The following is a 24,777-nucleotide window of genomic DNA, read 5'->3' on the forward strand; positions in this document are numbered from 1 at the left end:
ATGCGCCTGACCCTCACCATCATCACCGCTGCGTCACTGATCGCACTCGCCGCCTCGCCCGCCGATGCCGGCCGCAAGAAGCGCGACATCGAACGCGATTTCTACGCGCCGACCGTCGTCGCGCAGCCGCCTGCACCGCCGGCCAACGGCTCGATCTTCCAGGCGTCGATGGGCTACACCCCGCTCACCAGCGGCGCGCGCGCGACCAGCGTGGGCGATATCATCACCATCGTGCTGGTCGAACGCACCCAGGCGACAAAGACGACCAGCGCGGACACCGCGCGCAATGGCTCGATCGGCCTGACCCCGCCCAGCACCGGCATCCTGTCCAAGCTGTTTTCCGCGAGTGACGTAGCAGCCGGCGGCACCAACAGTTTCACGGGCAAGGGCGGCGCCAGCCAGTCCAATGCGCTGTCGGGCGAAATTACCGTGACGATCGCGGCGGTCTATCCCAACGGCACGATGCTGGTGAAGGGTGAAAAGGCGCTGACGCTCAATCGCGGCGACGAGTATATCCAGCTAAGCGGCCTTGTCCGCCAGGCCGACATCGCGCCCGACAACCGCATCGCCTCGACCCGCGTGGCCGACGCCAAGATCATCTACAAGGGCAAGGGCGAGATCGCCAACGCCAGCCGCCAGGGTTGGCTCCAGCGCTTCTTCTCCGCGATCAGCCCATTCTGATGGAGACCCGCTTGACCCTCCTCGCCCGCCTTACCCGCATCCTCCCCTGCAAGGGGAGGTGGCAGCACGAAGTGCTGACGGAGGGGTGTCAACGTCTCGATAGGGCGACACCCCTCCACCACCGCCTTCGGCGGCGGTCCCCCTCCCCTGCAAGGGGAGGATGGGCGTTCGCACTCTTCGCTGCTTTCACCCTCGCCACCCCGGCCCATGCCGAGCGGGTCAAGGATCTCGGCACCTTCCAGGGCGTGCGTCCCAACCAGCTGACCGGCTATGGCATCGTCGTCGGCCTCGCCGGCACGGGCGACGACAGCATCCAATATACGACCGAAGGCATGAAGGGCGTCGTCTCGCGCTTCGGCCTCACCTTGCCGCAGGGCGTGAACCCCGCGCTCAAGAATGCCGCCGCCGTCCTGGTGACTGCCGACCTGCCCGCCTTTGCGAAGCCCGGCCAGCGGCTCGACGTCACCGTCTCCGCGCTGGGCAAGGCGAAGTCGCTGCGCGGCGGCACGCTGATCCTGACCCCCCTGCGCGGCGCGGATAACGAGATTTACGGCATGGCGCAGGGCAACCTCGCCGTCGGCGGCCTTGGCGTGTCCGGCGCGGACGGTAGCCAAGTGTCGGTCAACATCCCCTCGGCCGGGCGCATCCCTGGCGGCGCGACGGTCGAGCGTGCGGTCGCCACTGGCTTCGACACCGCGCCGACGCTGACCTTCAACCTTGCCGAAGCCGATCTCACCACCGCGCTGCGGGTTGCGGACGGGATCAACCGCACCTTCGGCGACCGGCGCGCCCGCGCCGTCGATGCCGTTTCGGTCGCGATCGACGCCCAGCCGGGCGCGGAAGAGCGCATCATGATGATGGGCATGATCGAGAATATCGAGATCGCGCCAGCCGACGCACCCGCCAAGGTGATCGTCAACGCGCGCACCGGCACCGTCGTCATCAACGGAGCGGTCCGCATCCATCCCGCCGCTGTCGCGCATGGCAAGCTGACCGTCAGCGTCAACGAAAGCCCGCGCGTCGTCCAGCCCGCGCCCTTCAGCCAGGGCCAGACCGCGCTGGAGCAATCGAGCGGCATCAGCGTCGACGAAGAAAAAAAACCTATGGTTAATTTTAAAGGTGGGGCGTCGCTGGCCGATATTGTGAAGGCGGTCAATGCGATCGGGGCTTCCCCGGCGGACATGGTCGCGATCCTCGAAGCCTTGAAACAGGCGGGCGCGATGAAGGCCGAACTGGTGGTGCTGTGATGCAGATAACGACAAACCTCGCCACCCAGGCCGCCCCGTCGCAGAAGGCGCAGCTCCAGAAGGTCGCGCAGCAGTTCGAGGCGGTGTTCCTGCGCCAGATGATCGGCGCGATGCGCTCGGCGAGCCTTACCGAGGGCATCACCGATTCGAGCGCCACCCAGCAGTTTCAAGACATGGCCGACGCCCGCACCGCCGACGCGATGGCGGGCAAGGGTGCGATGGGTATTGCAGAGCTTCTGATCCGCCAGTTCGGCGACCGGGTGAAGGACGACCCCGCGTCCGCCGTGCGAGGCGGCCCGCATCCGGCGGAAGGCGCATGAGCGACCTCTTCATCATCGGCGCTTCGGGGACGAAGGCGTATCGCACCGCGATGGCCGCCATCTCGGAGAATATCGCGAATGCCGCGACGTCCGGCTATGCGCGCCGATCGGTCCGCACGATCGAATCAGGCGCGTCCACGGCGACCATGGCGACCTATATCGCGCGTGCCAACTTCGGCGGCACGCAGGTCGCGGGCGTCGGCCGCGAGACCGACCCCTATCTCGACGCGACCATGCGCGCGACCGGCACCGCGCTCGGCAGCGCGGCGGCCCGGCTGCGCTGGCTCAGCGATTCGGAAAATGCGCTGAACGACACCGGCACCGGCATCGGTCAGCTGATGGCAGGCATGTATCAAAATATGGAGAAGCTGGCCGCCAGCCCGACCAACACGTCGCTGCGCGTCACCACGCTGGACAGTATCGGCCGCGTCGCTCAGGCGTTCAACCAGACCTCGACCGACCTTCAGAATGTGTCGAAGGGCATCGCCACCGAAGCGCAATCCTCGGTCGATACGATCAACCGCGCGCTGACCTCGCTCGCCGACATCAACAACAGCCTGCTACGCGCGCAGCCCGGCACGTCCGCTTACGCGCAGCTGCTCGACAGCCGTGACGCGGCGTTGCAGGATCTGTCCGAGAATCTGAGCGTCACGGTGAATTTCGGCGCGCATGACAGTGCGGAAGTCAGCTTCGGAGGTCAGACTCTCGTCACCGGCACCAGCGCAACCACCCTCTCCGCCACCGCCAATGCGGACGGCACGCTCGCGCTCGCCGCGTCGGACGGGACCGCGCTGACCGCCCCGGCTAGCGGCACGCTCGGGGGTCTCTTCGCGTCCGCCAATGTCGTCGCCAAGCAGCGGGTCGATCTCGATACGCTCGCCGCCCAGTTCGTCACCGACGTCAACGCCTGGCACAAGCAGGGCGTCACTGATGGCGGGGCGGCAGGCGGCGATCTCCTCTCCGGCACCACCGCCGCGACGATGGCGGCGCTCGTCACCGATCCCACGCTGCTGGCCGTCAAGTCGCCCGACGGCGTTGCCAACGGCAATCTGCTCAAGGTCACGTCGCTACTGCGCGGCAATGGCAGCGTCGAACATAATTGGACGACGCTCGTCACCAACCATGGCTCGCTTCTCGCTTCGACCAAGGCGGAATATGACACGGCAACCAGCCGCAACGACCAGGCGGTCGCCGCGCGCGAAGCGGTGAGCGGCGTCGATCTCGACATGGAGGCCGCCGATCTGCTGCGCATCCAGCAAGCCTATTCGGGCTGCGCCAAGGTGCTTCAGATTGCCAAGGAAACCATCGATTCCATCCTCAACATCATGTGACCGGCAAAGGGCTGACTTATGGTAGGCATCACCCACAAGATCATGCTCGCCGAAATGCGCCGGCAGCAGAAATTGTCGCAGGACATCATGAAGGGGCAAACGGCGATCTCGACCGGCGTCACCCTCAACAAGGCGTCGGACGACGTGCTCGCATGGGTGCAGGTGTCCGAAGTCGGCCGCGCGCAGGCGCAGCAAGCGGCATGGGCGGCGAATGTCAGCTATGGCACGGCCCGCGCCGGCAATGCGGAAGCGAACCTGTCGGAGATCGACAATCTCCTCACCCGCGCGCAGGAACTGGCGACCTCGGCCCGCAACGGATCGCTCAACGACACGAGCCGCGCCGCGATCGTCGAGGAAATGACGACGATCCGCACGACCATCAATGAGCTGCTCAATCAGAAGGACTATCAGGGCACGCCGGTATTCGACGATCAGCAAAGCACGCTGGTTCCCGTCAGCCGCGGCCTCAACCTCGCGGTCGTCGGCACGCGACAGGAAGTGTCGGAGGGGATCGACGTCAAAGGCACGCCGATGTCGCTCGACGCCATCATGGCACAGACCATCGCAGCCGTAGAGGCAAAGGACGACACGGCCATCGCCGCCTCGGTCGATGCGGTGAAGGCGGGCCAGTCGCATATCGTGGTGGAGCAGGCCAAGCAGGGCGTCCGCGGGGACCGGCTGGAAACGATCGGCAACCGGCTGGCGGAAATCGACACGGACCTTACCGAACGCCGCGCCGACCTCGAATCAACCAATCTTCAGGATGTCATCTCGCGTCTGCAGTCCAACCTGCTGCAACTCGACGCGGCCCAGTCGGCCTTTGCGCGGATCAACCAGAAGACCTTGTTCGACCTCATCCGTTGATCGCAAATCGGGTGGGCGGCCCTAAACCGGGCGCTGCCCAAGCCGTATTAACCATCTGACAGGCATACTCTGCGATGCTGACTGCACGGGGCGCCTTCGGGCTATAATTTTCGGGGATTTTCATGTTCGCAATCATCGGCCTGGTCGTCCTGCTCGGCATGGTGTTCGGCGGATTCATCTTCACCGGCGGCGACATCGGCCCGGTGCTCCATGCGCTCCCCCACGAGATGATCATCATCGGCGGCGCGGCCGTCGGCGCGCTCATCATCGGCAATTCGGGATCGGACCTCAAAGCGCTCGGCGGCGGCCTCGCCAAGGTGTTCAAGGGGCCGGCCTACAAGAAGCAGGACTTCCTCGACTGCATCTTCCTCGTCAGCAAGCTCATGAAGACGCTGCGGGTCGAAGGGCCGGTCGCGCTGGAGCCGCATATCGAAGACCCGGGCACCTCCCCCATCTTCGCCGAATATCCCAAGCTGATGAAGGACAAGACGCTGATCCACCTGATCAGCGACACACTGCGCCTCGTCGTCGTGTCCTCAGGCACGCTCGATCCGCATGCGGTGGAGGAGGTGATGGATAACAGCCTCAAGACCCACCATCACGAAGCCTTGAAGCCCGCCGACAATCTCCAGGGGCTGGCGGACGCCCTGCCCGCGCTCGGCATCGTCGCGGCGGTTCTGGGCGTCGTTAAGACCATGGGCTCGATCGACCAGCCGCCTTCGGTGCTGGGCGCGATGATCGGCTCGGCGCTGGTCGGCACCTTCCTCGGCGTGTTGCTGGCCTACGGCATGGTCAACCCCTTCGCCAATCGCTGCCGCGCGGTGATCGAGCAGGATGGCGCCATCTATCATGTGGTGAAGCAGATCATCATCGCCTCGCTCCACGGCCACCCGCAGCCGCTGGTGATCGAGGCCGCGCGCTCCAGCCTGATCCACGCCAACCAGCCCGGCTTCGCCGAGGTGTTCGACGGCATGCGGAACAAATAAGCCATGGCCGAGAAGAAGCGCGGCGCGAACGAGCCCGAACCCAGGCCGATCATCGTCAAGAAGATCATCGTCGACGGGCATGGCGGCCATCATGGCGGCGCGTGGAAGGTCGCCTATGCCGATTTCGTGACGGCGATGATGGCTTTCTTCCTGCTGATGTGGCTGCTTGGCGCGACTACCGAAAAACAGCGCAAGGCGCTGGCCGATTATTTCACCCCGACGCTGGTGGAACTCAAGATGGCCTCGGCCGGATCGACGGGGCTGATGGGCGGCGACAGCCTGACGGGGAAGGATAATTATCCGACCACCGGCGGCGTCGGCAACCTCTCCATCACCATTCCCCGCGACGCGACGGGCACCAAGGACCAGGGCGGCAAGGCGATGCGCGCCGCCGACCGCCAGAAGTTCGAGGCGATCAAGAAGAGCCTGGAAGAGCGGATGGCCAAAAAGGGGCTGGCCAAGCTCCGCAAGAATGTGCGCTTCACCGAAACCCGCGAGGGGCTGCGTATCGACCTCATTGACGAGGCGGACTTCGCGATGTTCCAATCGGGCACCGACCAGTTGGTGCCGCAAGCGCGCGCGCTCGTCGCCGAAGTGTCGCAGGCGCTCCAGACCATGCCCAACCCGCTGATCGTCCGGGGCCATACCGACGGCCTGCCCTATGCAGCGGGGCGGACGATGAACAATTGGATGCTCTCATCCGCCCGCGCCGAATCGACGCGCAAGGCCCTCGCTGAAACCGGCATCCCCAACATTCGCTTCGCCCGCATCGAGGGCGTCGCCGACCGCGAGCCTTTCATCAAGGCCGACGCCTACGACCCGCGCAACCGCCGAATGTCGATCATCCTTGGCTGGACGCGCGGTGGCGGCAATGACGACGACCTGGACGCGGAAACCCAGGCGGCGATCAAGGAACGCGACGATCCGGTCCGCCTGGCGCGCGCCGCCGCGCAGAAGATCGACATGGGCGGCACTGCCCTGCCCACTGGCGCGCAGCTGGTAAACCCGACCGCGCCGGGCACGTCGAGCAAACCGGGGAAGCATTGAACCGCTCCCTGCGCTGCGCGCGCAACAGGTGGAGACGAGTTAGGGCGGCGACCGCGCACCTGTTCATGCATATTATAGCCGAAGCACCCGACCGCAGCATCGGCGGCTCACCCTGCACTCTCGCCAGTGTCGTAGTGGGTCATGTTCACCGTTCATGCTCACTACAATAACCGCTCCACCGCATCTGTCAGCCAAAGGGGCAACACAAGGGGCGACCTTAACCGGAGCCATCATATGCCCCCAACGAAACGCCTACACCGCGATCAACGCATAGGGCCGGCCGAACCGCTCCGAAACAACGAATTGTGCGCAATTATAGACCGGCACCCCGCGCGGCGTCTTGCCCTCGAAACTGCCGCGATGCGCGTGGCCGTGAACCGCGAAGCGCACATTGTCGAAGCGGTCGATCGCGTCGGCCAACCGCGATGAACCAAGGAAGGGGAAAATTTCGGCCGGCTCGCCCTCTACCGTCTGCGCGATCGGCGCGTAGTGCAGAACGGCGACCACTCGCTCGGTGCGCAGCGACCGCAGCGCATTTTCCAGCTTGCGCGCCTCGTTGATCGATTCCTCGACGAACCCCTTGATCGCGCGCTCGCCGAACGCCCCCAGTTCGCCCCGCCCGAACCCGCCGACGAAGCCTTTGACCCCGGCAAAGCCGACGCCCCGTACCTCGACCGCTTGCTCATCCAACACGATCACGCCAGCGCCGGTCAGGATGCGCGTCACTTCCTCGGGCTGGCCGCATTCATGATCGTGATTGCCCAGCACTGCCACGATTGGGATGGAGCACGCGCGCAGATCGTCCGCCAATATCTCCGCCTCGCGCGTCTTGCCGAAATTGGTGAGATCGCCGCACAATGCCAGCACATCAGCCTTGTCGGAAATCTCGGCGAACAGGTCGCGATATTTATGGTCCTGCTGGTCGGTCACATGCAGGTCGCCGATGGCGGCGACGGTCAGGCTGCCAGGCGGCGCGGCGTCACTTGTTGCGATCATGGCTTTCCTCCAGTCCCTTGCCGACCACGTCGGCGAAGCGCCATTCGGTAATGTCGATCAGATAGTCGCGCGGCGACAGCAGCCGCCCCCGACAAACGCGGATATTGGGCACGGGCAGCTCGGCCCGTGTCTGCAACCGCCCGAGTAATTCCTCGAACAGCCAGAGCGGGATGCAATGCCGCTCGGTCGGGTAGATGAAACGGAAATTGAGCAGGTGAATGAGAAGCACCTCCCAATGCAGTTCCACCGCGTCGAGCAGCTTCTGCCAGTCGATCGCCTCATGCTGCTTCAGGATCATGTGGGCGACATCCGCCCCATCATAGCGATAGCGGTCCTGGATGAAGATTTTCGACAGGATGAATTCGGTCGGCGGGGTAATTCGCACGCGGATGCCATAGACATCGGCGTGGGACGCGTTGCGGAACCATTCCTCGGTCACCGGCAGGCTGGCCGAGGAGATGTTATAGATGACGTCGAAGAAATTGCCGTCCTTCCACACCTTGCCGATCCAGCGCTCGTCCTCGAATTCGACCTCATGGCCCAGATGCCGGAAATGGGCGAGGATGCGGGGCGCGTCGCCGGCTTTGCAGAACACGTCCAGATCCTTGGTCGGCCGCACGATCCCAGTGTGGCACCCGAGCGCATAGGTGCCCGACAGCATGAAGGGGATTTCCGACGCGACCAATTCCTTCAGGCTGTCAGCGTAGAATTGCTTCGCCTCGGGCGGCGGGTCGAAGGCGGTGGCGTCGCAGAGCATGAAACATCCTGTCATGACGGGAAGGCAAGCAACGGGCGGGGCGGGGCTTGCGTTCCGTTTCGGCGGCGCAAGCGGTTGTCTTTCGAGCCGAGCGGCTTAAGGGTGGCGTTCTCCCAAACCCGTTCCCGATTTCGGCGAGGCGACATGACGCGACACCTGCCATGGCTACTAACGGCGATAGTCGGCGCGATCGCGCTCTGGGTGGTGGCGGTGTCGCGCGGCGAGGCGGTCAACGCCCTCTGGATCGTGGTAGCGGCGGTGTGCTGCTTCCTCGTCGCCTATCGATACTACGCTCTGTTCATTGCCCGCCACGTAATGCGGCTCGATTCCATGCGGCCCACGCCCGCGATCCGCCGTGCCGACGGGCTTGACTATGTGGCGACCGACCGAACCGTCCTGTTCGGCCACCATTTCGCAGCGATCGCGGGAGCGGGGCCGCTTGTGGGGCCGGTGCTCGCGGCGCAGATGGGCTATCTGCCCGGCACGCTCTGGATCATAGTCGGCGTCGTGCTTGCGGGCGCAGTGCAGGACTTCATGGTCCTCTTCATTTCCATGCGGCGCGACGGCAAGTCGCTAGGCGAACTCATCCGCATGGAAATGGGCCAGGCGGCCGGCACCATCGCGCTCTTCGGCGCCTTCATGATCATGGTCATCATCTTGGCGGTGCTGGCGCTGATCGTGGTGAAGGCGCTCGCCGAAAGCCCCTGGGGCATGTTCACCGTCGCCGCCACCGTGCCACTCGCGATGCTGATGGGCGCCTACACCCGCTGGATCAGGCCAGGGCGGATCGGCGAAGTGTCGCTGCTCGGCCTTGTCGGCCTCCTCGCTGCAATCGTCTATGGTCAGGCGATCGCGGCCTCGCCGTTCTGGGGGCCGGCCTTCACCTTCACCCCGGTGGAGCTTTGCTGGATATTGATCGTTTATGGCGCGGTCGCTTCGGTGCTCCCGGTCTGGCTGCTGCTCGCGCCGCGCGACTATCTCTCGACCTTCCTCAAGATCGGGGCGATCGCCGCGCTCGCCATCGGCATCGTGATCATGGCCCCGCCCCTGCAGATGCCTGCCCTCACCCAGTTCGTCGGCGGCAACGGCCCGGTCTGGGCCGGCGGCCTTTTCCCTTTCCTGTTCATCACCATCGCTTGCGGGGCGGTGTCCGGCTTCCACGCGCTCATTTCCAGCGGCACCACGCCCAAGCTGATCGCCAGCGAGGCCCATGCACCGCTGATCGGCTATGGCGCGATGCTGATGGAGGCGTTCGTGGCGATCATGGCGCTGGTCGGCGCGTCGATCCTCGACCCCGGCATCTATTTCACGATGAACAGCCCCGCGGCGCTGATCGGCACCGACGCCGCCAGCGCCTCCGCCGCCGTCACCGCGATGGGCTTTCCCATCTCGCCCGATCTCATCGCCCAGACTGCAAAGGACGTTGGCGAACACACGATCATTTCCCGCGCGGGCGGCGCGCCGACTTTGGCGGTGGCAATGGCGGAAATCTTCAGCCATGTCGTCGGCGGCCCGGCGATGAAGGCCTTCTGGTATCATTTCGCGATATTGTTCGAGGCGCTCTTCATCCTGACCGCTGTCGACGCGGGCACCCGTGCCGGCCGCTTCATGTTGCAGGATCTGATCGGGCTGGCGGTGCCCGCATTCAAGGACGGTTCCCGTCAATGGCCGGGCTTTGTCGCGACGGCGCTCTGCGTCGCCGCCTGGGGCTTCTTCCTTTACCAAGGCGTCACCGATCCGCTGGGCGGGGTGAACACGCTCTGGCCGGTGTTCGGCATATCGAACCAGATGCTCGCCGCGATCGCGCTGATGCTCGGCACCGCCGTCCTCTTCCGCATGAAACGGGATAGCTACGCCTGGGTGACGATGGTGCCGGCGGGGTGGCTGCTCGTCTGCACCCTGTCGGCGGGCTGGCTCAAGCTCTTCTCGGCCGATCCCAAGGTCGGCTTCCTCGCCCATGCAAACCGCTTCAGCGAAGCTGCGGAGGCCGGCCAAATCCTCGCTCCCGCCAAATCGGCCGCGGACATGCAGCGCATCCTGTTCAACGACCGGATCGACGCTGCGCTGGTGACGCTATTCCTGGCGGTGGTGCTCTCGCTCCTCTTTTTCACGGTACGGACCTGCGTTGCCGCCCGCCGCTCGGCGCAGCCGATGGCGCGAGAAATTCCGGCCGAAATGGTTCCAGCCGAATGACGATTTCCTTGGACACGCTGCGCCGCATGGCGCGCCTGATGGTCGGCCTTCCCGACTATGACGCCTATCTGCGCCACATGGCCGATCGCCATCCCGATCGGCTGGTAATGGACCGCGTCCAGTTTTTCCGCGACCGTCAACAGGCCCGATATGGCGGGAAAAATGGTGGGCGATGCTGCTGAACTTGCAATTTTATTACAAAGAGCATTAGTTTTACGTTTGAAAAATTGGAAATAGGCCTGTTTTTGGTATTGCCGTTCCCGGGCAAATTGTTACCAGCCTCCCGTCCCTGGTGCCCGACAGCCTGGCGGATGCGCCCTTCGCCTTCCCTTTTAGACTAAGGCGGAGGGCCAACCTTATCCCCGACGCGCGTTGAAGCCCGCCACCATCCCTGCCGTGATCGACAGCGCGATCTCCGCTGCGCCCACCGCGCCGATGTCCAGCCCCGCAGGCCCATCGATCCGCATCAGATCTTCGGCCGCAAAGCCCATCTCTGCAAGCCGCTCCAGCCGCGCCGCGTGGCTCTTGCGCGATCCCAGCGCCGCGACATAGCCGGTCGGCGCGCGCAGCGCCGCGACTAGGGCGGGATCGTCGATCTTGATGTCGTGGCTCAGCGTCACGACCGCCGTCGCTTCGCCCGGCAACCGCGCCGCCACCGCCTCGTCGGGCCAGCGGTCGTCGAGCTCGACGCCGGGGAAGCGCTCGTCCGTCAGAAACCGGCCGCGCGGGTCGATCACCACCGGCGTCACGCCGATCGCCTGGGCGAGCGGCACCAGGCTCTGCGCGATCTGCACCGCACCCACGATCAGCAACCGTCGCGGCGGATCGTAGCGGTTGAGGAAATCGCCCGCCGCGGGCTCCTCGCGAGTCACCCCGTTCGTCAGGTCGGTCGCCAGCGTCAGCGCCCGCCCCTTCGCGCTTTCCGCCATGATCCGGTCGAACAAATGGGGCGGAAAGCCGCCCTCGCCGACCGGCTGCACCAGCACCGCGATCTCGCCGCCGCACGGCAGCCCGACTTCCCAGGCGTCGCCATCCGCCACGCCATAGGTCTGCACATGCGCGGGCCGCCCCGCGATCACCTCGGCGGCGCGCTGCAAAACGTCCGTCTCGACGCAGCCGCCCGAAATGCTGCCCTCGAACCGGCCGTCCCGATGCACGATCATATGACTGCCGCGGGGGCGCGGGGCGGATCCCCAGGTCGACACCACCGTCGCCAGCGCCATCGGCGCGCCCCGCCATTCGATCGCCTTGGCGATCACCGCGCCATTATCGTTCAAGCCACGCTCCTTGCCTGCATCACCCCTGAATGGGGACGAACGCGGATCAGTGCAAGCGCCGCCCGGTCCACACCACTCGCCCGACAATATCGACCAGCGCAGGGTCGATGTCGGTCCAGTCGGGGTAATGGACATTGTCGCTCAGCACACTGAACCGCCCGCGCAGCGGCCCCAGCGCGATCCTCTTGACCATCAGCACCCCGTCGAGCCGCAGCACATAGACGCCATCGCGCAGCCTTTCGGCCGCATCGTCATGATCGACCATGATATCGTCGCCGTCGCTGAGGGTCGGTGCCATCGATTCGCCATCCACGCGGATGATCGACACACGCTGCGGCCGCACCCCAAGATGGCGCAGCCAGCGCGCGTCGAACGCCATCACGCCGGCCGCCCGCTCATCCTCGTCCAGCGACCCGACGCCCGCCGAAGCGCCCAGCGCCAGCCGGGGAATAGCGACCACCGCCGGCGTCCCTCGCACGCGCGGCGGCGCGGCCTCTTCGGCCGCGCCGCCCAGCATCGCTTCGGGCACCCCGAAATAGCGTGCGAGCACGCGCCGGTCGGTCTCATCGAGCTTGCGTGGCGTCCCTCGCTTGATGAATTGTTGGATATAGGCGGAATTGCGCCCGATCAGCCTCGACAGATCGGCATAATTCTCGCCCCGTTCGGCGATCAGCCGATCCAGCGTAACGCGGGCGTGATGCGATTCATCCATAGCACATCCATAATGGTAGGAATTTTCCTAGACAAGTAGGAAATAGGCGCTGAGATAGGAATATGCCTATCGATTCGCATCGGGCGAGTCGGCCATTCAGGGGAGCGAGGCGTAGATGTTGATCGCCATCGAACGATTTTTGCGGGAATTCAGGATGTCGCCCACCCGTTTCGGGCGGGATTGCGCGCGCGACCCGCGCCTGGTCCATGACCTGCGCAGGGGCCGTCAGCCGGGCGACCGGGTGAAAAGACGCATAGAACATTTCATGAACATCTATCGCAGGAGCGTCGGCCAATGACAAGCGCCCATCACGAATTCGGCACTAGAAACCTCATCCGAAATCAATCGATAGGAAATCGGCGGGGTGATCCGCTGCCGCGCCTGCTCGATCAGATGCTGGCGCGTGCAGGCGAACCCACGGTGATCGAACGGGCGACCAGCCGCCCCTGGGCCAGCGCCCTGTTCGAAGGGCGGCGGCATATCATCCGCCTACGCTTCAGCGGCGCGGACTATCTTGCCCGCTGCGACGTTTTCCTGACCGACATCGACGCGAAGGAATGGCGGCTCGGCAGCCATTTCGTGGCAGATGTCAGCATCGACGATGGCGACGCCGACAACGAGAGTATCTGGGTCGAGTTGTCGGTGCTTACGATTCAGGACTGGTGAGCGATCAGCGCCGCCCGGCCATGGACCGCAACGCGCCCAGAGCGGCGCGCAACGCCTCGTCCGTGTCCTGCGCCACGGCTGCGCGCACGGGCACGGGCTGGGCGGCGGGCATGTCGGCGATCACGCCGCCCGCGGCGACCGGCGGGACGGTCACGCGGCTGCGCTGGGCAAGCCCGCGCTCCAGTCGCTCGGTCAGTTCAGAAACCGACAAATTCTGGGTCGGCGAACGCAGCGGCAGCGGCGCAGGTGCGGGCTCTGGTTCGACCTCAGGGGCCGTGACCGGCGCTTCAAATCGCGGCGGTTGGGCGAATTGCGGCACGGCGACCGGCGCACGAGCAAAAGCCGGCTGCGGCAGTTCGGCTTCGGTCAGCGGCGCGGGCGCGCTCGGCATCGCGAAGGGCGCTGGGGCAGGCGGAGAGGGCAGCACCGATTCGGGCTGCGGTTCGGGAATGGCGACCAGCGGCCGACGGCTCCCTTCGGGGCGGCCGAAAATCTCCAGCCCGTCGAAATCACGGCTGGCAAAGATGGGCGGGCGGGGCGGCGCGTCGGGATGGGCGTCGGCGCGGCGCAGCACCGGCGCGTCGGCTTCGGCGGTGGTAGCCCGTCCGCGCGCCAGCGCGGTCAGTTTGGAGAATGCGAAACCCATTTTCTTTGCTCCCTGGACGCGATCCTGGCGTCCCTCTTCTATCGTCTGCGGCTCGTCCCGCCCGCCGGGCCGGCGAGTCGTGCTCACCACACCCGCCGCCATCAGCGCGGCAAAGCCCGCCAGCATCAGCCGCGCCTTGAGGCCCAGCGGCGGCGCGGCCGCGGGCACCGCTTCGCTCAGCCCGCTTGAAGCCACAACCATCTCGACCAGGCCCACCGGCGCCCACAGGATGATGAGCGCCACGGCCAGCGCCGCCAGCCCTGTCATCACCGCCCCGTTGCGCGCCGCATTCGGCATCAGCGCTTGCTTCCTCCCATTCAAGCGGCCGCCCGGTCGGCCGTAGGCCGGCCCAGCAGCCGCTGATAAACAGGCTCGTAACGCAAAATGTTTGACGACCAGTTACGCTCGCGTTCCACGAAGGTCCGCGCGACCGCGCGCCGCGCCTCCCATCCGTCGCGGTTCGCGAACACCCCGGCCAGCGCCGCCGCGATCGCCGCCGGATCGTCCGGGGCGAACAGCGTGCCGGTCACGCCATCCTCGATCAGTTCGCGATGACCGCCGACATCCGACGCCGCGACCAGCCGGCCCTGCGCCATCGCCTCCAGCGGCTTCAGCGGGGTCACCAGTTCCGTCAGCCGCATCGCCTTGCGCGGATAAGCCAATATGTCGACCTGGGCATAATAATGTTCGACCTGATCGTGCGGCACGCGGCCGACAAAGACGATATGGTCAGCGAAGGGCGATGCCATCGCCTGCGCGCGGAGCGCCTGCTCCATTGGCCCGCCCCCGACCAGCAGCAGCTTCGCCTTGGGTCGCGCCCGCACCAGCTTGGGCATGGCCGCGATCAAATCATCCAACCCCTCGTAATCGTAAAAGCTGCCGATGAACCCCACGACATCGGCTCCCGCCAGCCCTAGCTTCTCCGTCAACGCCAGGTCGCGCGGCGCCGGATCGCCGAACTGCTCCAGATCGACGCCATTGGGCGACACGATGATCTTGGCCGGATCGATCCCGCGCGCGATCAGGTCGCCGCGCAGCCCCTCGCAGATTACCGCGACGGCATCGACATTGCGCACCGCATGGGTTTCGAGCTGCCGCGTCAACCAGTAGCGCGGGCTGCCCTCGGTCCCCGCTCCGTTGCCGACCGCTGCGTCCTCCCAGAAAGCGCGGATCTCGTACATCATCGGCAGGCCGTGCCGCTTCGCGACCTTCTGCGCCGCCAGCGCATTGAGCACCGGCGAATGGGCATGGATCACATCGGGGCGCCATTGCTGCACCAGCGCTTCGATTGCGTCGGCGTGGGCGGAAATGTCGCGCCATTCGCGAATCAGGGGATTGCCGCCCGACGCCTCGCCGGGCGTGCGATGGAAGCGCAGCCCATCGACCATTTCGTCGGCCGGCCCGTCTGCGACATGGCGGCGCCCGGTGATGCCGCGCACCTCCCATCCCTTGGCGATCTGTGCGCGCAGGATCGCGCGGGTGCGAAAAGTATAGCCGCTGTGGAGCGGCAGGCTGTGGTCCAGCACATGGAGGATCCGTGTCATAGCCCGCCTTATGTGCCGGAAAAGGTTTAACGGCCCGTCAACTCTGTCGCGCTAGGGACGGGAGCGAAGATGATCGACGCATTGTCCCTCCTGATCAGCCATGGCGTGATCCTGCTCGCGGCCTGGCGGCTGCTGCCGCGTACCGATCTGGACCGTGATCCCCCGCGCACGGAGCTTGGCGACGATGCGTGACCTCTTCTTCCTCGCCTTCCTCGGCGTGTTCGGCCTCATGGGCCTGCGCCGGCCGTTCCTTCTGGTCGCCCTCTATTGCTATATCGACATCGTTTCGCCCCAGCGTCTGTCTTACGTCCTCCTCAATTCCATCCCGATTTCGGCCATGGCCTTCGCCGCGATGGTCGGATCCTGGCTGCTGGTGGACGACAAGCGGGATTGCCGTTTCTCGGTGCGCCAGCTCCTGATGCTCGTGCTGGTCGGCTATTGCGGCTACACCACCCTTACCGCCGACTTCCCGGTCGAGGCGCTGACCAAATGGAACTGGGTGTGGAAGGCGATCATCGCCGGCATCTTCCTGCCGCTGGTGCTGCGGACGCGCTTGCGGATCGAGGCGCTGACCCTCTTCATGATCCTGTGCGCCAGCACCATCATCATCAATGGCGGCATGAAAACGGCGTTGTCGGGCGGCGGCTACGGCGTGCTGAACCTGATGGTCGAGAATAATAGCGGTCTTTATGAAGGCAGCATCATCAGCTGCGTCGCCATTTCGCTGATCCCGCTCATCCTTTGGTTCACGAATCACGGCACCATCTTTCCGCCCGACTGGCGCGTGAAGCTCTTCTGCTACTGCCTCTGCCTCGCCTGCATGTTGATGCCGATCGGCACAGAAGCGCGGACTGGCCTCGTCTGCCTCGTGATCCTCGCCGGCCTCATGCTGCTGCGCTCCAAGCGAAAGTTTGTCTACGGCCCGCTGCTCGCCTTCGCTGCGCTCGCCTCCATCCCCTTCCTGCCCGCCAGCTTCACGCAGCGGATGCAGACGATCGAGAATCACCAGGGCGACGAAAGTGCCGCCACCCGAGTCGCGGTATGGATGTGGACGCTCGACTATGTGAAGCAGCATCCGGGCGGCGGTGGCTTCGACAATTATCTCCAGAATAGCTTCACCTATTTCGCCACCAGCACGGTGGGCGAGGGCGACGCCAAGCGAATCGAGCGCCGGCTCGTCACCGACAAGGGCCGAGCCTATCACAGCGCCTATTTCGAGATGCTGGGCGAACAGGGCTATTTCGGCTTCGCTATCTGGGCGCTGATCCACCTCATCTGCTTCGTCCGCACCGAGGCGATCCGCCGCGCCTACCGCAGGCGCGAGGGCCCGGATGACGCCTGGGTCGCGCCCTTCGCCCTCGCCCTGCAACAAGGGCACATAGTTTACATGATCGGATCGCTGTTCGTGGGCATCGCCTACCAGCCCTTCATATTTATGATGCTCGCGCTCCAGATCGGGCTCGACACCTATCTGTCGCGGCTGAAAAAGGCTGAGGCGCAGCGCGGCCTCAACCTGGCGCTCGCCGCCCGCAGGCAGCAGGCGCCAGCATGAACGGCGATTTGCGGGCGCTGGGCCTCGCCCATGGATTGCTGCTGGGACTGCTGCTTGCAAGTCCCATCGTCGCGCCCGGCCTGCTGACTTATGGTGTGAGCGCGCTCTTCCTGCTGGGCGGCTTTCGGTTGCGCCTCGCCGATCGCCGCTGGGATTTGCGCGGCGGCCCGGCGGCCTGGATCAGCCACATCCGCATGGCCCCGCGCCGCCTCGTTCCCTGGGGCGCGGCGGCGGTCGCAATATTAGTCGCGGGCCAGCCCACCCGCGCGGTCGCAATCGGTGGCGCAGCGCTGCTCAGCGAACTGCTCGTCTATCCCATCTGTGCCCATCTGCTGGGTCGACTGAGCCGGCCGCTGGTCGCAGTCATCCTCATGGTGCTGATCGGCCTCGCCGGGGCGGCGGCGAGCGAGGCCATGGCATATGTCCTTGCCTTCATGACCGGTATCGCCGCCTGTCTGTCCTGGATGCGGGGGCCCGATGGCGACCCACGCGCACTTGCCTTCGCGCTGGGCGGAACTACGGCCGCGGCGGCAATGCCCGTCGTCCTGCCCGCCAGTCTGCCCTTCGCTCTCCCGACCGGCCTTGTCTGCGCCACACTGGCGCTCGCCCATCTCTCAGTACTGCGCCGCCGCCCAGTGCCATGGCAGCGGGTCGACGGCGCGCGGCCGAGCGTCAGGCGTCCGCTCTGGCTACAACCGCCACGGCTGTCTTGAACGCATCGATAAAGGCGGGAATATCATCGGGCTTGCGGCTGGTGATGAGGTTGCCGTCCACCACAACCTCCTGATCGACCACGCTCGCGCCCGCATTGGCAAGGTCGGTGCGGACCGAAGGCCAGGAAGTGACGGTGCGACCGTCCACGACATCGGCTTCGACCAGCAGCCACGGCCCGTGGCAGATCGCCGCCACCGGTTTGCCTGACAGTGTGAAGTTGCGGACGATCTCGACCGCCTTTTGGTCGGTCCGCAGCGTGTCGGGGTTGGCTACCCCGCCGGGCAGCAACAAGCCGTCATAATCCTCGATATTGACCTGATCGATCGTGATATCGGGCGTGATCGTGTCGCCCTTCTCGTCATGCTTCATGCCCTGAATCGGATCGGTCTTGGGCGACGCGAGCGTCACCGTCGCTCCAGCCTCGATCAGCGCATCGCGCGGGTCAAACAGTTCGGACTGCTCGAACCCGTCGGTGGCGACGATCAGGATGCGGCTTTCTTGGACGGACGGCATGGCAATTCTCCTGGGTTAAGCGGGATGCCGGTCAACGGACGGTGCCCCTAAGGGTTGCGGAACGAAGCGATGAACGACGGGTTTTGCGGCATGAGAAGGACAGACATGCCCGCAGACGCCGTCACCCACGCAGACCACAGCATCCCCGGCATCACGCGACGCGCCCTGAAGCGCGGCTGGGCTTATTATCATCCGGACGGCAGTCGCATCACCGACCGCGACGAGATCGACCGGCTGAACCGCATCGCCCTGCCCCCCGCCTATCGCGACTGCTGGTTCTGCCCTTCGCCCTGGGGCCATATCCAGGCGGTCGGTTACGACGACCGGGGGCGCAAGCAATATCGCTACCACACCGACTTCCGCGCCGCGCGGGAGGCAGAGAAATATGCCGGCTGCCCTGAATTCGGCCGCGCCTTGCCGAAACTCCGCGCGCGCCTCGAAAGCGACCTTTCCAAGCGCGGGCTGCGCAAGGACCGCACTATCGCCGCCGTGGTCCGCCTGCTCGACCTTGCCAAGCTGCGCGTCGGCAATGAACATTATGCCACCGTCAACAAGAGCTTCGGCGCTACCACGCTGCGCCGCCGCCATATCGATCTTTCGGGCAAATCGCTCACCCTTCGATTTCGCGCCAAATCGGGTAAAGAGCAGCAGCAGACCATCACCGACGCGCGCCTGCTGCGTTTCGTGCGGCAGGTGCAGGATCTGCCTGGCCAGCATCTGTTCCAATATCTGGACGAGGATGGCGATCCCCGCCCGATCAGCTCGGGCGACGTCAACGCCTATATTGCCGAAGCCATGGGCGGCCCCTTCACCGCCAAGCATTTCCGCACCTGGGGGGCGTCCACGATCGCCTTCGAGACGCTGGCGGAATGCCATGTCTCGCTGAAGCAGTTGCTGGAGCCGGTGGCGCAGGCGCTGGGCAACACGCCGGCGATCAGCCGCAAAAGCTATGTCCATCCAGCCCTCATCGCGCTCTGCCGCGAGGGGCAGGACGAATGGCGCACCAACCTGCGCCTGCCGCGCCGAACTCGCTATCTTTCGCGCGGCGAGCGCGGGCTGATCGCATTCCTCGACAGCATCGCCGACTGCGCGCCGCTTGCGGCGGCGGCCTGATCTGGGCCATTAGGGCCGCATGGCTGACAAGAAAGACTCCGCCCTTCCCGCCATTCAGGTGAAGGCACCCAATTTCGTCGAAATGTGGCACAGCACGATCGAATGGGTGCAGGTCCATTACGCGTCGATCGCGATCGGCATCGGCGCGGGCGTCGTCATCTATCTCGCGCTCGCGGCGCTGCGCGAGTTCGGCAAGCGAAATCGCGGCACGCGCGGCGATCCGCTCGGCTATGGCAATGTGCTGAGCCGTGCGGCCGCACGCACCACCCATTATTTCATGGTGCTGGTCGCCGCCCGCCTGGTCGTTGGCTATGCCGACGCGCCCGCCTCTCTCCACCGCACCGTCGCCTTCCTCTTTACCATCGCGACCGTGGTGCAGGCGGCGATCTGGGCGCGGGAGATCATCCTCGGCCTCATCGAGCGCAAGACGCTGGCCGAGGATGGTGGCGGCGAAACGCTCGCCAACGCCATGGGCCTCATTCGCGTCCTCGTCAGCTTCGCGCTGTTCGCGGTTGCCGCCATCGTCGTGCTCGACAATCTCGGCGTCAATGTCACCGGCCTCGTCGCGGGCCTGGGCATCGGCGGCATTGCGATCGGCCTCGCCGCGCAGGGCATCTTCTCTGACCTGTTCGCCGCCCTCTCGATCATCTTCGACAAGCCGTTCCGCCGGGGCGAGATCATCCAGTTCGACCAGACCACCGCCCGCGTCGAGCGGATTGGCCTCAAGAGCACGCGCCTGCGCGCCATGAGCGGCGAGAAGAAGGTCATCTCCAACGCGAATCTGCTGCAAAAGGAGATCACCAGCCTCCAGACACTCGCCCAGCGCCGCGTCACCTATGCGATCGGCATCATCTACCAGACGCCAGACGAGAAAGCGGAGGCGCTACCCCATATTCTCAAGGAGATCGTGGAAGCCCAAGGCATGATCTTCGTCAATGCCGGCATCGTCCAGTTCGGTGCCAGCAGCCTCGACTATCAGCTCAATTTCGACGTGCCTGACCCTGACCATCACGACTATTTCGTCATGCGCCACCGCATCGGCCTCGCAATCTGGAAGCGCTTTAACGCGGAAGGTATCGAGTTCGCCTATCCCACCCAGACCAGCTTCACCGCCGCGCCCGATGGCCGCGCGATCATGCCCTATGCCGAAGTGCAGCCGGTGCGGTCAGTGGGCGCGGCTCCCTAAAGCAGGCAGAGCTGCGCCACCGGCGCAAAGCTGCGACGGTGGAGCGGCGTCGGGCCATGTTCGCGCAGCGCCGCCAAGTGTCGCGCGCTGCCGTAGCCCTTGTTCGTCTCCCAGCCATAATGCGGATGGTCGGCCGCCGCCGCGACCATCATCCGGTCGCGCTCTTCCTTTGCGAGGATCGACGCGGCCGCGATCGACAGGCATTTGGCGTCGCCCTCCACCACCGCCGTCGACGCCCAGCGCCATTGCGGACAGCGGTTGCCGTCCACCAGGATATGCGCGCAGTCGTGCGAGAGCGCCTCGACCGCGCGGGTCATCGCCAGCATCGTCGCCCACAGGATGTTGATCGTGTCGATCTCCTCGACGCCGGCAATGCCGATGCCCCAGCATAAGGCGCGCGCCTTGATTTCCGTTTCCAAAGTCGCCCGGGTCTTCGCGCTCAGCTGCTTGCTGTCGTTGAGACCATCCGGGCAATCCTCGACGCGCAGGATGACGGCGGCCGCAACCACCGGCCCGGCCAGTGGTCCCCGCCCGGCTTCATCCACACCGGCGACGAGGCCTGGATGATGGCGCAGCTCATAGCCGAAATCAGGCATCTGCCAGCCATAGCGTGGGGATGCCCATTGGCCCGTGGCCACCGCCAAAACCCGGCGCAAGCATCAGCGCCTCACGGACAAAAGCGCGTGCCCGCTCGATCGAAAGGAGAAGGCCCAGACCTTCGCCAAGACCTAATGCAATAGCGCTGGCTAGGGTGCAGCCTGTGCCGTGCGTGTGCATGGTCTCGATACGATCATCTTCCCAATCAGCCACCGGGCCGAAGGGCCCGATCAAACGGTCGATCAGCGTAGTCCCGCCGCCATGCCCGCCCTTCGCAAGGATGTGCGTGTCGAATCGGGCCGCTATCTCATCGCCCCCCAGCGCTTCAAGCTCCGGAATGTTCGGGGTCACAAGCGTCGCGACCCGCATCAGCCGTTCGAACGCAACGATCGTCTCTGCGTCCGCCAGCATCGACCCGCTGGTCGCGACCATCACCGGATCAAAGACGATCGGCACACCCTCCAGCATCGCCAGCCGATCCGCCACCGCGTTCGCCGTCTCCGCGCTGCCGATCATGCCGATCTTCACCGCATCCACGCCGATGTCGCCGACCACGCTGTCGATCTGCGCCAGCACCATCTCGGTCGGCACCGGATGCACCGCCTGAACCCCCAGCGTATTCTGCGCCGTGATCGCGGTGATCGCGGTCATGGCGTGGCCGCCCAGCAGCGTCACCGTCTTGATGTCCGCCTGGATGCCCGCGCCGCCGCCGCTGTCCGAACCGGCGATGATGAGGATGCGCGCAGTCATCCCTTGAATTTGCGCTCCGTGGACGCCGGACTCCCTGCCAGCGCTTTGCCTACCCGCGTCGGCCGGTCCATCAGTTCACCGCCGCAATTGGGGCAACGATCGTCCAAGCCTTCCGCGCAGGGCGCACAGAATGTGCACTCGAACGAACAGATGAACGCGCCCGGCGCATCCGCCGGCAGGTCCGCGCCGCACCGCTCGCAATCGGGACGCATCTCAAGCATGGCGCGATATTCTCCGTTCAGTTCGAGCCTGTCGAGAACCCCGCGCCTCGTTCTCGACAAGCTCGAACCGAACGGAGGTGTGGGCGAGAACACTCACGCCGCCACCTTCTCGACCGCCGCGCAGATGCGTTCGACCACATCGCGCACCTGCTCCGCCCTGTCGCCTTCGGCCATCACCCGGATCACCGGCTCGGTGCCAGACGGGCGGATGACCAGCCGCCCCGCGCCATTCAGTTCCGCTTCCGCCTGCGCGATCACGCGCTTGACCTCATCATGCTCCAGCGGTTTGCCGCCGGCGAAGCGGACATTCTTGAGCAATTGCGGCACCGGATCGAACTGGTGCAGCACCTCGCTTGCAGGCTTGCCTGCCCGGACCAGCGCAGCCAGCACCTGCAACGCGGCCACCGTGCCGTCGCCGGTCGTGCCGTAATCGCTCAAGATCATATGCCCCGACTGTTCACCACCGACGTTGAAGCCGCCCTCGCGCATCCGCTCCAGCACATAACGGTCGCCGACCTTTGTGCGTTCCAGTCCGATCCCAAGCCCCGCCAGATAGCGCTCCAGCCCTAAATTGGACATGACCGTCGCCACCAGCCCACCGCCGCGCAGCGTCCCCGCCTCCGCAAAATTGCTGGCGATCAGCGCCATGATCTGGTCTCCGTCCACGATCTGCCCCTTTTCGTCCACCACGATCAGCCGGTCGGCGTCCCCATCCAGCGCGATTCCGATGTCCGCGCCCGACGACACCACCGTTTCCTGACACAGCAAGGGCGCGGTCGATCCGCAGCCGTCATTGACGTTGGTGCCGTTGGGGTTGACGCCGACCGCCACCACCGTAGCGCCCAATTCCCATAGCGCCGAGGGCGCGACCTGATAGGCGGCACCATTGGCGCAGTCGATCACGATCTTGAGGCCGTCGAGCCGCAGCTCGGCCGGGAAGCTCGACTTGACCGCATGGATATAGCGGCCGCGCGCATCCTCGACCCGGCGGGCGCGGCCGATATCCTTGGACGCGGCGAGCGGAATATCCTGCCCCAGCAGCGCCTCGATCTTCAGCTCGTCCTCGTCCGACAGCTTATATCCGTCCGGCCCGAACAGCTTGATGCCATTGTCGAAATAGGGATTGTGACTGGCGGAAATCATGACGCCCAGGTCGGCGCGCATGGAATGAGCGAGCAGCGCGACGGCGGGCGTCGGGATGGGGCCGAACTGCACCACGTCCATGCCGACAGCGGTGAAGCCGGCGACCAGCGCATTTTCGACCATATAGCCCGACAGGCGCGTATCCTTGCCGATGACGACACGATGCCGGTGGCTGCCGCGCTGAAAATGCGTGCCGGCCGCCATGCCGACCTTCATCGCCAGCTCGGCGGTCATCGGCCACTGGTTGGTCCGCCCGCGAATGCCGTCGGTGCCGAAAAATTGCCTGCTCATGGCGCTTCCATGCACCGAGCAGGGTTGCCGCTGCAACCCATTACCTCCGGAGCGTCGGCTCAGCCCTGATCGCGATAGGCCATTTGGAGGATGCCCCAGTGCCGGTCCTTGATATGGATGGAGGCGATAACCTGCTTAAGCAGGATCACCTCGCCATCGGCGGTCAGCCGGCGATAGGCCTTTATGCAGAAGGGCTGGGTGACCTTCGCCTGCTCCCGCGTGTCGGGAAAATCGAATATCACGCCCTGACGCGAATATTCGAGGTTCCAATTGTGGTCGCCCGGCCGCTGCTGCTGAGCGCGCTCGGGCATGGCGATCGCGCCGAAGGCATTGCGATCGGTGAAGGTCATGCCAAACAGGCCGGCATAGCCGCGCGCCATTTCCTGCCGCTCGCGAGCGGCGGGCAGCATCGCGGCTTGCACCGGATGGGTGAATAGCGGCGGATTGGTGCCGGCAATCGGCGTGTAATGATCGGTGAAGATGTCCGCTTCGCGCACGTTGCCCAGGTCAATCGCCTGCTCGACCGCAGCGGCGACCGCTTCCGCACTCTCCAGGCAGAAGCGGATATAGGGCGAGTCTGGGATTTCGACACCGCTCTCGGCCAGATGCTGAAGCAGCGCATTGGCTTCCTCGCTGGTGCCCGACACGCGGCCCGACAGCCGTTGCAGGCCATCGGCATTGTCGCTCGACGTGCTGGCCAGCGCGGCGAGGCCGGTACGGATCTCGCCCGCCGAATCCACCATCGATCCGATCCGCGCGGCCACCGCCTCGCTGTTGCTCGACAGGCCGTGCATCAATGTGCTGAGCCGTTCGACCAACGCTTCGATATTCTTGGTGTCGCTAAGCGCCGTACGCGCGGTCTGGACACCATGGGTGATGCTGTCCAGCATCCCGCCCGCCTCGCCGGTCAGCGCCCCGATCGACTGTTCGATCGTGTGCGTGGCGGCGGCGGTTTCCTGCGCCAGCTTCTTGACTTCCGACGCGACGACGGCAAAGCCCCGGCCGGCGTCGCCGGCGCGCGCCGCCTCGATCGTGGCGTTGAGCGCCAGCAAGTTGGTCTGGCTGGCGATACCGCTGATCACGCTGGTCACATGGGCGACGGTCTTGAGCGCTTCGCCGAACCCGTCAAGCCGCGCATGCACGCGGTTCACCTGTTCGATCAGGTTGACGAAATTGCTGTTGGCAGCGGACAGCTGCCGCCCTGAATCATCGATGATGGCGCGCGCGGCGATCGCCTTTTCACGCGCATCCTGCCCCGCATAGGACACGCTGTCGCCATCGCGCGACAGTTGCGCCGCCGCGCCGCTGATCGCCTCGATCGTGCGCGCCTGCTGCGTCACCCGATCGGCCAGCTCACTGATGTCGGCCTGAAGATCGAGCGTGCGAATGCCAAGGTCGCCCGACAATCTGGCGACCTTCATCACGGCCCG

The 24,777-nt window shown here is 65.4% G+C and carries 28 protein-coding genes; 16 read left to right on the forward strand and 12 right to left on the reverse strand.

From position 1 onward, the window contains the following. The 7 genes from ACETPF_RS05915 (at position 1) to ACETPF_RS05945 (ending at position 6,476) form a co-directional block, all read left to right on the forward strand. A complete protein-coding gene (locus ACETPF_RS05915; RefSeq protein ID WP_373933526.1) occupies positions 1-681 on the forward strand; it encodes a flagellar basal body L-ring protein FlgH in 681 nt (226 codons plus the stop codon). A gap of 11 nt (positions 682-692) precedes the next feature. Next, complete coding sequence (locus tag ACETPF_RS05920; RefSeq protein ID WP_373933402.1) at positions 693-1,928, forward strand: flagellar basal body P-ring protein FlgI; 1,236 nt, start codon at positions 693-695, stop codon at positions 1,926-1,928. Beyond that, positions 1,928-2,248: a rod-binding protein gene (locus ACETPF_RS05925; protein ID WP_373933403.1), complete on the forward strand. Its 321-nt coding sequence runs from the start codon at positions 1,928-1,930 to the stop codon at positions 2,246-2,248. Before ACETPF_RS05920 ends, ACETPF_RS05925 begins: the two co-directional genes overlap by 1 nt. Next, the gene (gene flgK, locus ACETPF_RS05930) at positions 2,245-3,579 is read left to right on the forward strand and encodes a flagellar hook-associated protein FlgK (RefSeq protein WP_373933404.1); all 1,335 of its coding nucleotides are present in this window, start codon (positions 2,245-2,247) and stop codon (positions 3,577-3,579) included. The genes ACETPF_RS05925 and flgK overlap by 4 nt, the downstream gene beginning before the upstream one ends. Positions 3,580-3,597: 18 nt before the next feature. Then, positions 3,598-4,443: a flagellin gene (locus ACETPF_RS05935; RefSeq protein WP_373933405.1), complete on the forward strand. Its 846-nt coding sequence runs from the start codon at positions 3,598-3,600 to the stop codon at positions 4,441-4,443. 122 nt (positions 4,444-4,565) lie between these two features. Then, positions 4,566-5,429 (forward strand): flagellar motor stator protein MotA, encoded by an 864-nt coding sequence (motA, locus tag ACETPF_RS05940; protein ID WP_373933406.1) that lies wholly within the window; start codon positions 4,566-4,568, stop codon positions 5,427-5,429. Positions 5,430-5,432: 3 nt separating this feature from the next. Continuing rightward, on the forward strand, positions 5,433-6,476 hold the full coding sequence (locus ACETPF_RS05945) for a flagellar motor protein MotB (RefSeq protein ID WP_373933408.1): 1,044 nt from the start codon (positions 5,433-5,435) through the stop codon (positions 6,474-6,476). A 252-nt stretch (positions 6,477-6,728) separates the two neighbouring features. On the opposite strand, the gene ACETPF_RS05950 is transcribed toward ACETPF_RS05945, so the two are convergent. Both ACETPF_RS05950 and ACETPF_RS05955 read right to left on the reverse strand, forming a co-directional pair. Then, on the reverse strand, positions 6,729-7,472 hold the full coding sequence (locus tag ACETPF_RS05950) for a metallophosphoesterase family protein (protein WP_373933409.1): 744 nt from the start codon (positions 7,470-7,472) through the stop codon (positions 6,729-6,731). Beyond that, complete coding sequence (locus ACETPF_RS05955) at positions 7,456-8,244, reverse strand: nucleotidyltransferase family protein (protein ID WP_373933410.1); 789 nt, start codon at positions 8,242-8,244, stop codon at positions 7,456-7,458. The genes ACETPF_RS05950 and ACETPF_RS05955 overlap by 17 nt, the downstream gene beginning before the upstream one ends. A gap of 129 nt (positions 8,245-8,373) precedes the next feature. Here ACETPF_RS05955 and ACETPF_RS05960 point away from each other — a divergent pair, with 129 nt between their 5' ends. Both ACETPF_RS05960 and ACETPF_RS05965 read left to right on the forward strand, forming a co-directional pair. After that, positions 8,374-10,422: a carbon starvation CstA family protein gene (locus tag ACETPF_RS05960; RefSeq protein WP_373933411.1), complete on the forward strand. Its 2,049-nt coding sequence runs from the start codon at positions 8,374-8,376 to the stop codon at positions 10,420-10,422. After that, positions 10,419-10,604: a YbdD/YjiX family protein gene (locus ACETPF_RS05965; protein ID WP_373933413.1), complete on the forward strand. Its 186-nt coding sequence runs from the start codon at positions 10,419-10,421 to the stop codon at positions 10,602-10,604. Before ACETPF_RS05960 ends, ACETPF_RS05965 begins: the two co-directional genes overlap by 4 nt. Before the next feature lie 174 nt (positions 10,605-10,778). On the opposite strand, the gene ACETPF_RS05970 is transcribed toward ACETPF_RS05965, so the two are convergent. Next, on the reverse strand, positions 10,779-11,699 hold the full coding sequence (locus tag ACETPF_RS05970) for an XdhC family protein (RefSeq protein WP_373933414.1): 921 nt from the start codon (positions 11,697-11,699) through the stop codon (positions 10,779-10,781). 46 nt (positions 11,700-11,745) lie between these two features. Then, positions 11,746-12,411 carry a LexA family transcriptional regulator gene (locus tag ACETPF_RS05975; protein ID WP_373933415.1) on the reverse strand — a complete coding sequence of 222 codons (666 nt, stop codon included), beginning with the start codon at positions 12,409-12,411 and terminating at the stop codon, positions 11,746-11,748. Between the two features lie 115 nt (positions 12,412-12,526). Between ACETPF_RS05975 and ACETPF_RS05980 the strand changes: the two genes are divergently transcribed. Together ACETPF_RS05980 and ACETPF_RS05985 are read left to right on the forward strand one after the other, a co-directional pair. After that, a complete protein-coding gene (locus ACETPF_RS05980; protein WP_373933416.1) occupies positions 12,527-12,709 on the forward strand; it encodes a hypothetical protein in 183 nt (60 codons plus the stop codon). Beyond that, the gene (locus ACETPF_RS05985) at positions 12,706-13,077 is read left to right on the forward strand and encodes a hypothetical protein (RefSeq protein ID WP_373933417.1); all 372 of its coding nucleotides are present in this window, start codon (positions 12,706-12,708) and stop codon (positions 13,075-13,077) included. Before ACETPF_RS05980 ends, ACETPF_RS05985 begins: the two co-directional genes overlap by 4 nt. 4 nt (positions 13,078-13,081) lie before the next feature. Here ACETPF_RS05985 and ACETPF_RS05990 read toward each other — a convergent pair whose 3' ends face one another. Together ACETPF_RS05990 and ACETPF_RS05995 are read right to left on the reverse strand one after the other, a co-directional pair. Next, a complete protein-coding gene (locus tag ACETPF_RS05990) occupies positions 13,082-14,020 on the reverse strand; it encodes a hypothetical protein (protein ID WP_373933418.1) in 939 nt (312 codons plus the stop codon). A gap of 20 nt (positions 14,021-14,040) precedes the next feature. Next, complete coding sequence (locus ACETPF_RS05995) at positions 14,041-15,267, reverse strand: TIGR04063 family PEP-CTERM/XrtA system glycosyltransferase (protein ID WP_373933420.1); 1,227 nt, start codon at positions 15,265-15,267, stop codon at positions 14,041-14,043. A gap of 69 nt (positions 15,268-15,336) precedes the next feature. Here ACETPF_RS05995 and ACETPF_RS06000 point away from each other — a divergent pair, with 69 nt between their 5' ends. Genes ACETPF_RS06000 through ACETPF_RS06010 form a run of 3 tightly spaced genes read left to right on the forward strand, consistent with a single transcriptional unit; the run spans position 15,337 to position 17,532 of the window. Next, complete coding sequence (locus tag ACETPF_RS06000) at positions 15,337-15,459, forward strand: hypothetical protein (RefSeq protein ID WP_373933421.1); 123 nt, start codon at positions 15,337-15,339, stop codon at positions 15,457-15,459. After that, positions 15,452-16,819 (forward strand): putative O-glycosylation ligase, exosortase A system-associated, encoded by a 1,368-nt coding sequence (locus ACETPF_RS06005; RefSeq protein WP_373933423.1) that lies wholly within the window; start codon positions 15,452-15,454, stop codon positions 16,817-16,819. Before ACETPF_RS06000 ends, ACETPF_RS06005 begins: the two co-directional genes overlap by 8 nt. After that, entirely contained in the window at positions 16,816-17,532 is a 717-nt protein-coding gene (locus tag ACETPF_RS06010) for a hypothetical protein (protein ID WP_373933424.1), read from the forward strand. The genes ACETPF_RS06005 and ACETPF_RS06010 overlap by 4 nt, the downstream gene beginning before the upstream one ends. On the opposite strand, the gene ACETPF_RS06015 is transcribed toward ACETPF_RS06010, so the two are convergent. Then, on the reverse strand, positions 17,492-18,046 hold the full coding sequence (locus ACETPF_RS06015) for a type 1 glutamine amidotransferase domain-containing protein (protein ID WP_373933425.1): 555 nt from the start codon (positions 18,044-18,046) through the stop codon (positions 17,492-17,494). The two genes, ACETPF_RS06010 and ACETPF_RS06015, sit on opposite strands and share 41 nt — an antisense overlap. Before the next feature lie 105 nt (positions 18,047-18,151). Here ACETPF_RS06015 and ACETPF_RS06020 point away from each other — a divergent pair, with 105 nt between their 5' ends. After that, positions 18,152-19,159 carry a DNA topoisomerase IB gene (locus tag ACETPF_RS06020; RefSeq protein ID WP_373933426.1) on the forward strand — a complete coding sequence of 336 codons (1,008 nt, stop codon included), beginning with the start codon at positions 18,152-18,154 and terminating at the stop codon, positions 19,157-19,159. Between the two features lie 19 nt (positions 19,160-19,178). Next, a complete protein-coding gene (locus ACETPF_RS06025; protein ID WP_373933427.1) occupies positions 19,179-20,345 on the forward strand; it encodes a mechanosensitive ion channel family protein in 1,167 nt (388 codons plus the stop codon). Here ACETPF_RS06025 and rnhB read toward each other — a convergent pair. The 5 genes from rnhB to ACETPF_RS06050 form a co-directional block, all read right to left on the reverse strand. After that, entirely contained in the window at positions 20,342-20,941 is a 600-nt protein-coding gene (gene rnhB, locus ACETPF_RS06030) for a ribonuclease HII (protein WP_373933428.1), read from the reverse strand. The two genes, ACETPF_RS06025 and rnhB, sit on opposite strands and share 4 nt — an antisense overlap. Beyond that, positions 20,934-21,692, reverse strand: coding sequence for a bifunctional hydroxymethylpyrimidine kinase/phosphomethylpyrimidine kinase (gene thiD, locus ACETPF_RS06035; protein ID WP_373933429.1), 759 nt, complete (start codon positions 21,690-21,692; stop codon positions 20,934-20,936). Before thiD ends, rnhB begins: the two co-directional genes overlap by 8 nt. Continuing rightward, the gene (locus tag ACETPF_RS06040; RefSeq protein ID WP_373933430.1) at positions 21,689-21,913 is read right to left on the reverse strand and encodes a DUF1272 domain-containing protein; all 225 of its coding nucleotides are present in this window, start codon (positions 21,911-21,913) and stop codon (positions 21,689-21,691) included. Before ACETPF_RS06040 ends, thiD begins: the two co-directional genes overlap by 4 nt. Before the next feature lie 93 nt (positions 21,914-22,006). Then, complete coding sequence (gene glmM / locus ACETPF_RS06045) at positions 22,007-23,347, reverse strand: phosphoglucosamine mutase (RefSeq protein ID WP_373933431.1); 1,341 nt, start codon at positions 23,345-23,347, stop codon at positions 22,007-22,009. 59 nt (positions 23,348-23,406) lie between these two features. After that, positions 23,407-24,768, reverse strand: coding sequence for a methyl-accepting chemotaxis protein (locus ACETPF_RS06050; protein ID WP_373933527.1), 1,362 nt, complete (start codon positions 24,766-24,768; stop codon positions 23,407-23,409). Positions 24,769-24,777 lie beyond the last annotated feature (9 nt).

Origin of the sequence: Sphingobium agrisoli, assembly GCF_041877245.1 — a bacterium.
Lineage (GTDB): Bacteria > Pseudomonadota > Alphaproteobacteria > Sphingomonadales > Sphingomonadaceae > Sphingobium.

Coding starts and splice junctions, on each gene's coding strand:
- ACETPF_RS05960 (WP_373933411.1), top strand. CDS start 8,374: ATGACGCGACACCTGCCATGGCTACTAACGGCGATAGTCGGCGCGATC.
- ACETPF_RS06040 (WP_373933430.1), bottom strand. CDS start 21,913: ATGCTTGAGATGCGTCCCGATTGCGAGCGGTGCGGCGCGGACCTGCCG.
- ACETPF_RS05915 (WP_373933526.1), top strand. CDS start 1: ATGCGCCTGACCCTCACCATCATCACCGCTGCGTCACTGATCGCACTC.
- ACETPF_RS06005 (WP_373933423.1), top strand. CDS start 15,452: ATGCGTGACCTCTTCTTCCTCGCCTTCCTCGGCGTGTTCGGCCTCATG.
- rnhB (WP_373933428.1), bottom strand. CDS start 20,941: ATGCCTGATTTCGGCTATGAGCTGCGCCATCATCCAGGCCTCGTCGCC.
- ACETPF_RS05980 (WP_373933416.1), top strand. CDS start 12,527: ATGTTGATCGCCATCGAACGATTTTTGCGGGAATTCAGGATGTCGCCC.
- ACETPF_RS05985 (WP_373933417.1), top strand. CDS start 12,706: ATGACAAGCGCCCATCACGAATTCGGCACTAGAAACCTCATCCGAAAT.
- ACETPF_RS06015 (WP_373933425.1), bottom strand. CDS start 18,046: ATGCCGTCCGTCCAAGAAAGCCGCATCCTGATCGTCGCCACCGACGGG.
- ACETPF_RS05935 (WP_373933405.1), top strand. CDS start 3,598: ATGGTAGGCATCACCCACAAGATCATGCTCGCCGAAATGCGCCGGCAG.
- ACETPF_RS06025 (WP_373933427.1), top strand. CDS start 19,179: ATGGCTGACAAGAAAGACTCCGCCCTTCCCGCCATTCAGGTGAAGGCA.
- ACETPF_RS06000 (WP_373933421.1), top strand. CDS start 15,337: ATGATCGACGCATTGTCCCTCCTGATCAGCCATGGCGTGATCCTGCTC.
- ACETPF_RS05975 (WP_373933415.1), bottom strand. CDS start 12,411: ATGGATGAATCGCATCACGCCCGCGTTACGCTGGATCGGCTGATCGCC.
- ACETPF_RS05955 (WP_373933410.1), bottom strand. CDS start 8,244: ATGACAGGATGTTTCATGCTCTGCGACGCCACCGCCTTCGACCCGCCG.
- ACETPF_RS05965 (WP_373933413.1), top strand. CDS start 10,419: ATGACGATTTCCTTGGACACGCTGCGCCGCATGGCGCGCCTGATGGTC.
- flgK (WP_373933404.1), top strand. CDS start 2,245: ATGAGCGACCTCTTCATCATCGGCGCTTCGGGGACGAAGGCGTATCGC.
- ACETPF_RS06020 (WP_373933426.1), top strand. CDS start 18,152: ATGCCCGCAGACGCCGTCACCCACGCAGACCACAGCATCCCCGGCATC.
- thiD (WP_373933429.1), bottom strand. CDS start 21,692: ATGACTGCGCGCATCCTCATCATCGCCGGTTCGGACAGCGGCGGCGGC.
- ACETPF_RS05945 (WP_373933408.1), top strand. CDS start 5,433: ATGGCCGAGAAGAAGCGCGGCGCGAACGAGCCCGAACCCAGGCCGATC.
- ACETPF_RS05995 (WP_373933420.1), bottom strand. CDS start 15,267: ATGACACGGATCCTCCATGTGCTGGACCACAGCCTGCCGCTCCACAGC.
- ACETPF_RS05950 (WP_373933409.1), bottom strand. CDS start 7,472: ATGATCGCAACAAGTGACGCCGCGCCGCCTGGCAGCCTGACCGTCGCC.
- ACETPF_RS05990 (WP_373933418.1), bottom strand. CDS start 14,020: ATGCCGAATGCGGCGCGCAACGGGGCGGTGATGACAGGGCTGGCGGCG.
- motA (WP_373933406.1), top strand. CDS start 4,566: ATGTTCGCAATCATCGGCCTGGTCGTCCTGCTCGGCATGGTGTTCGGC.
- ACETPF_RS06010 (WP_373933424.1), top strand. CDS start 16,816: ATGAACGGCGATTTGCGGGCGCTGGGCCTCGCCCATGGATTGCTGCTG.
- glmM (WP_373933431.1), bottom strand. CDS start 23,347: ATGAGCAGGCAATTTTTCGGCACCGACGGCATTCGCGGGCGGACCAAC.
- ACETPF_RS05925 (WP_373933403.1), top strand. CDS start 1,928: ATGCAGATAACGACAAACCTCGCCACCCAGGCCGCCCCGTCGCAGAAG.
- ACETPF_RS06050 (WP_373933527.1), bottom strand. CDS start 24,768: ATGAAGGTCGCCAGATTGTCGGGCGACCTTGGCATTCGCACGCTCGAT.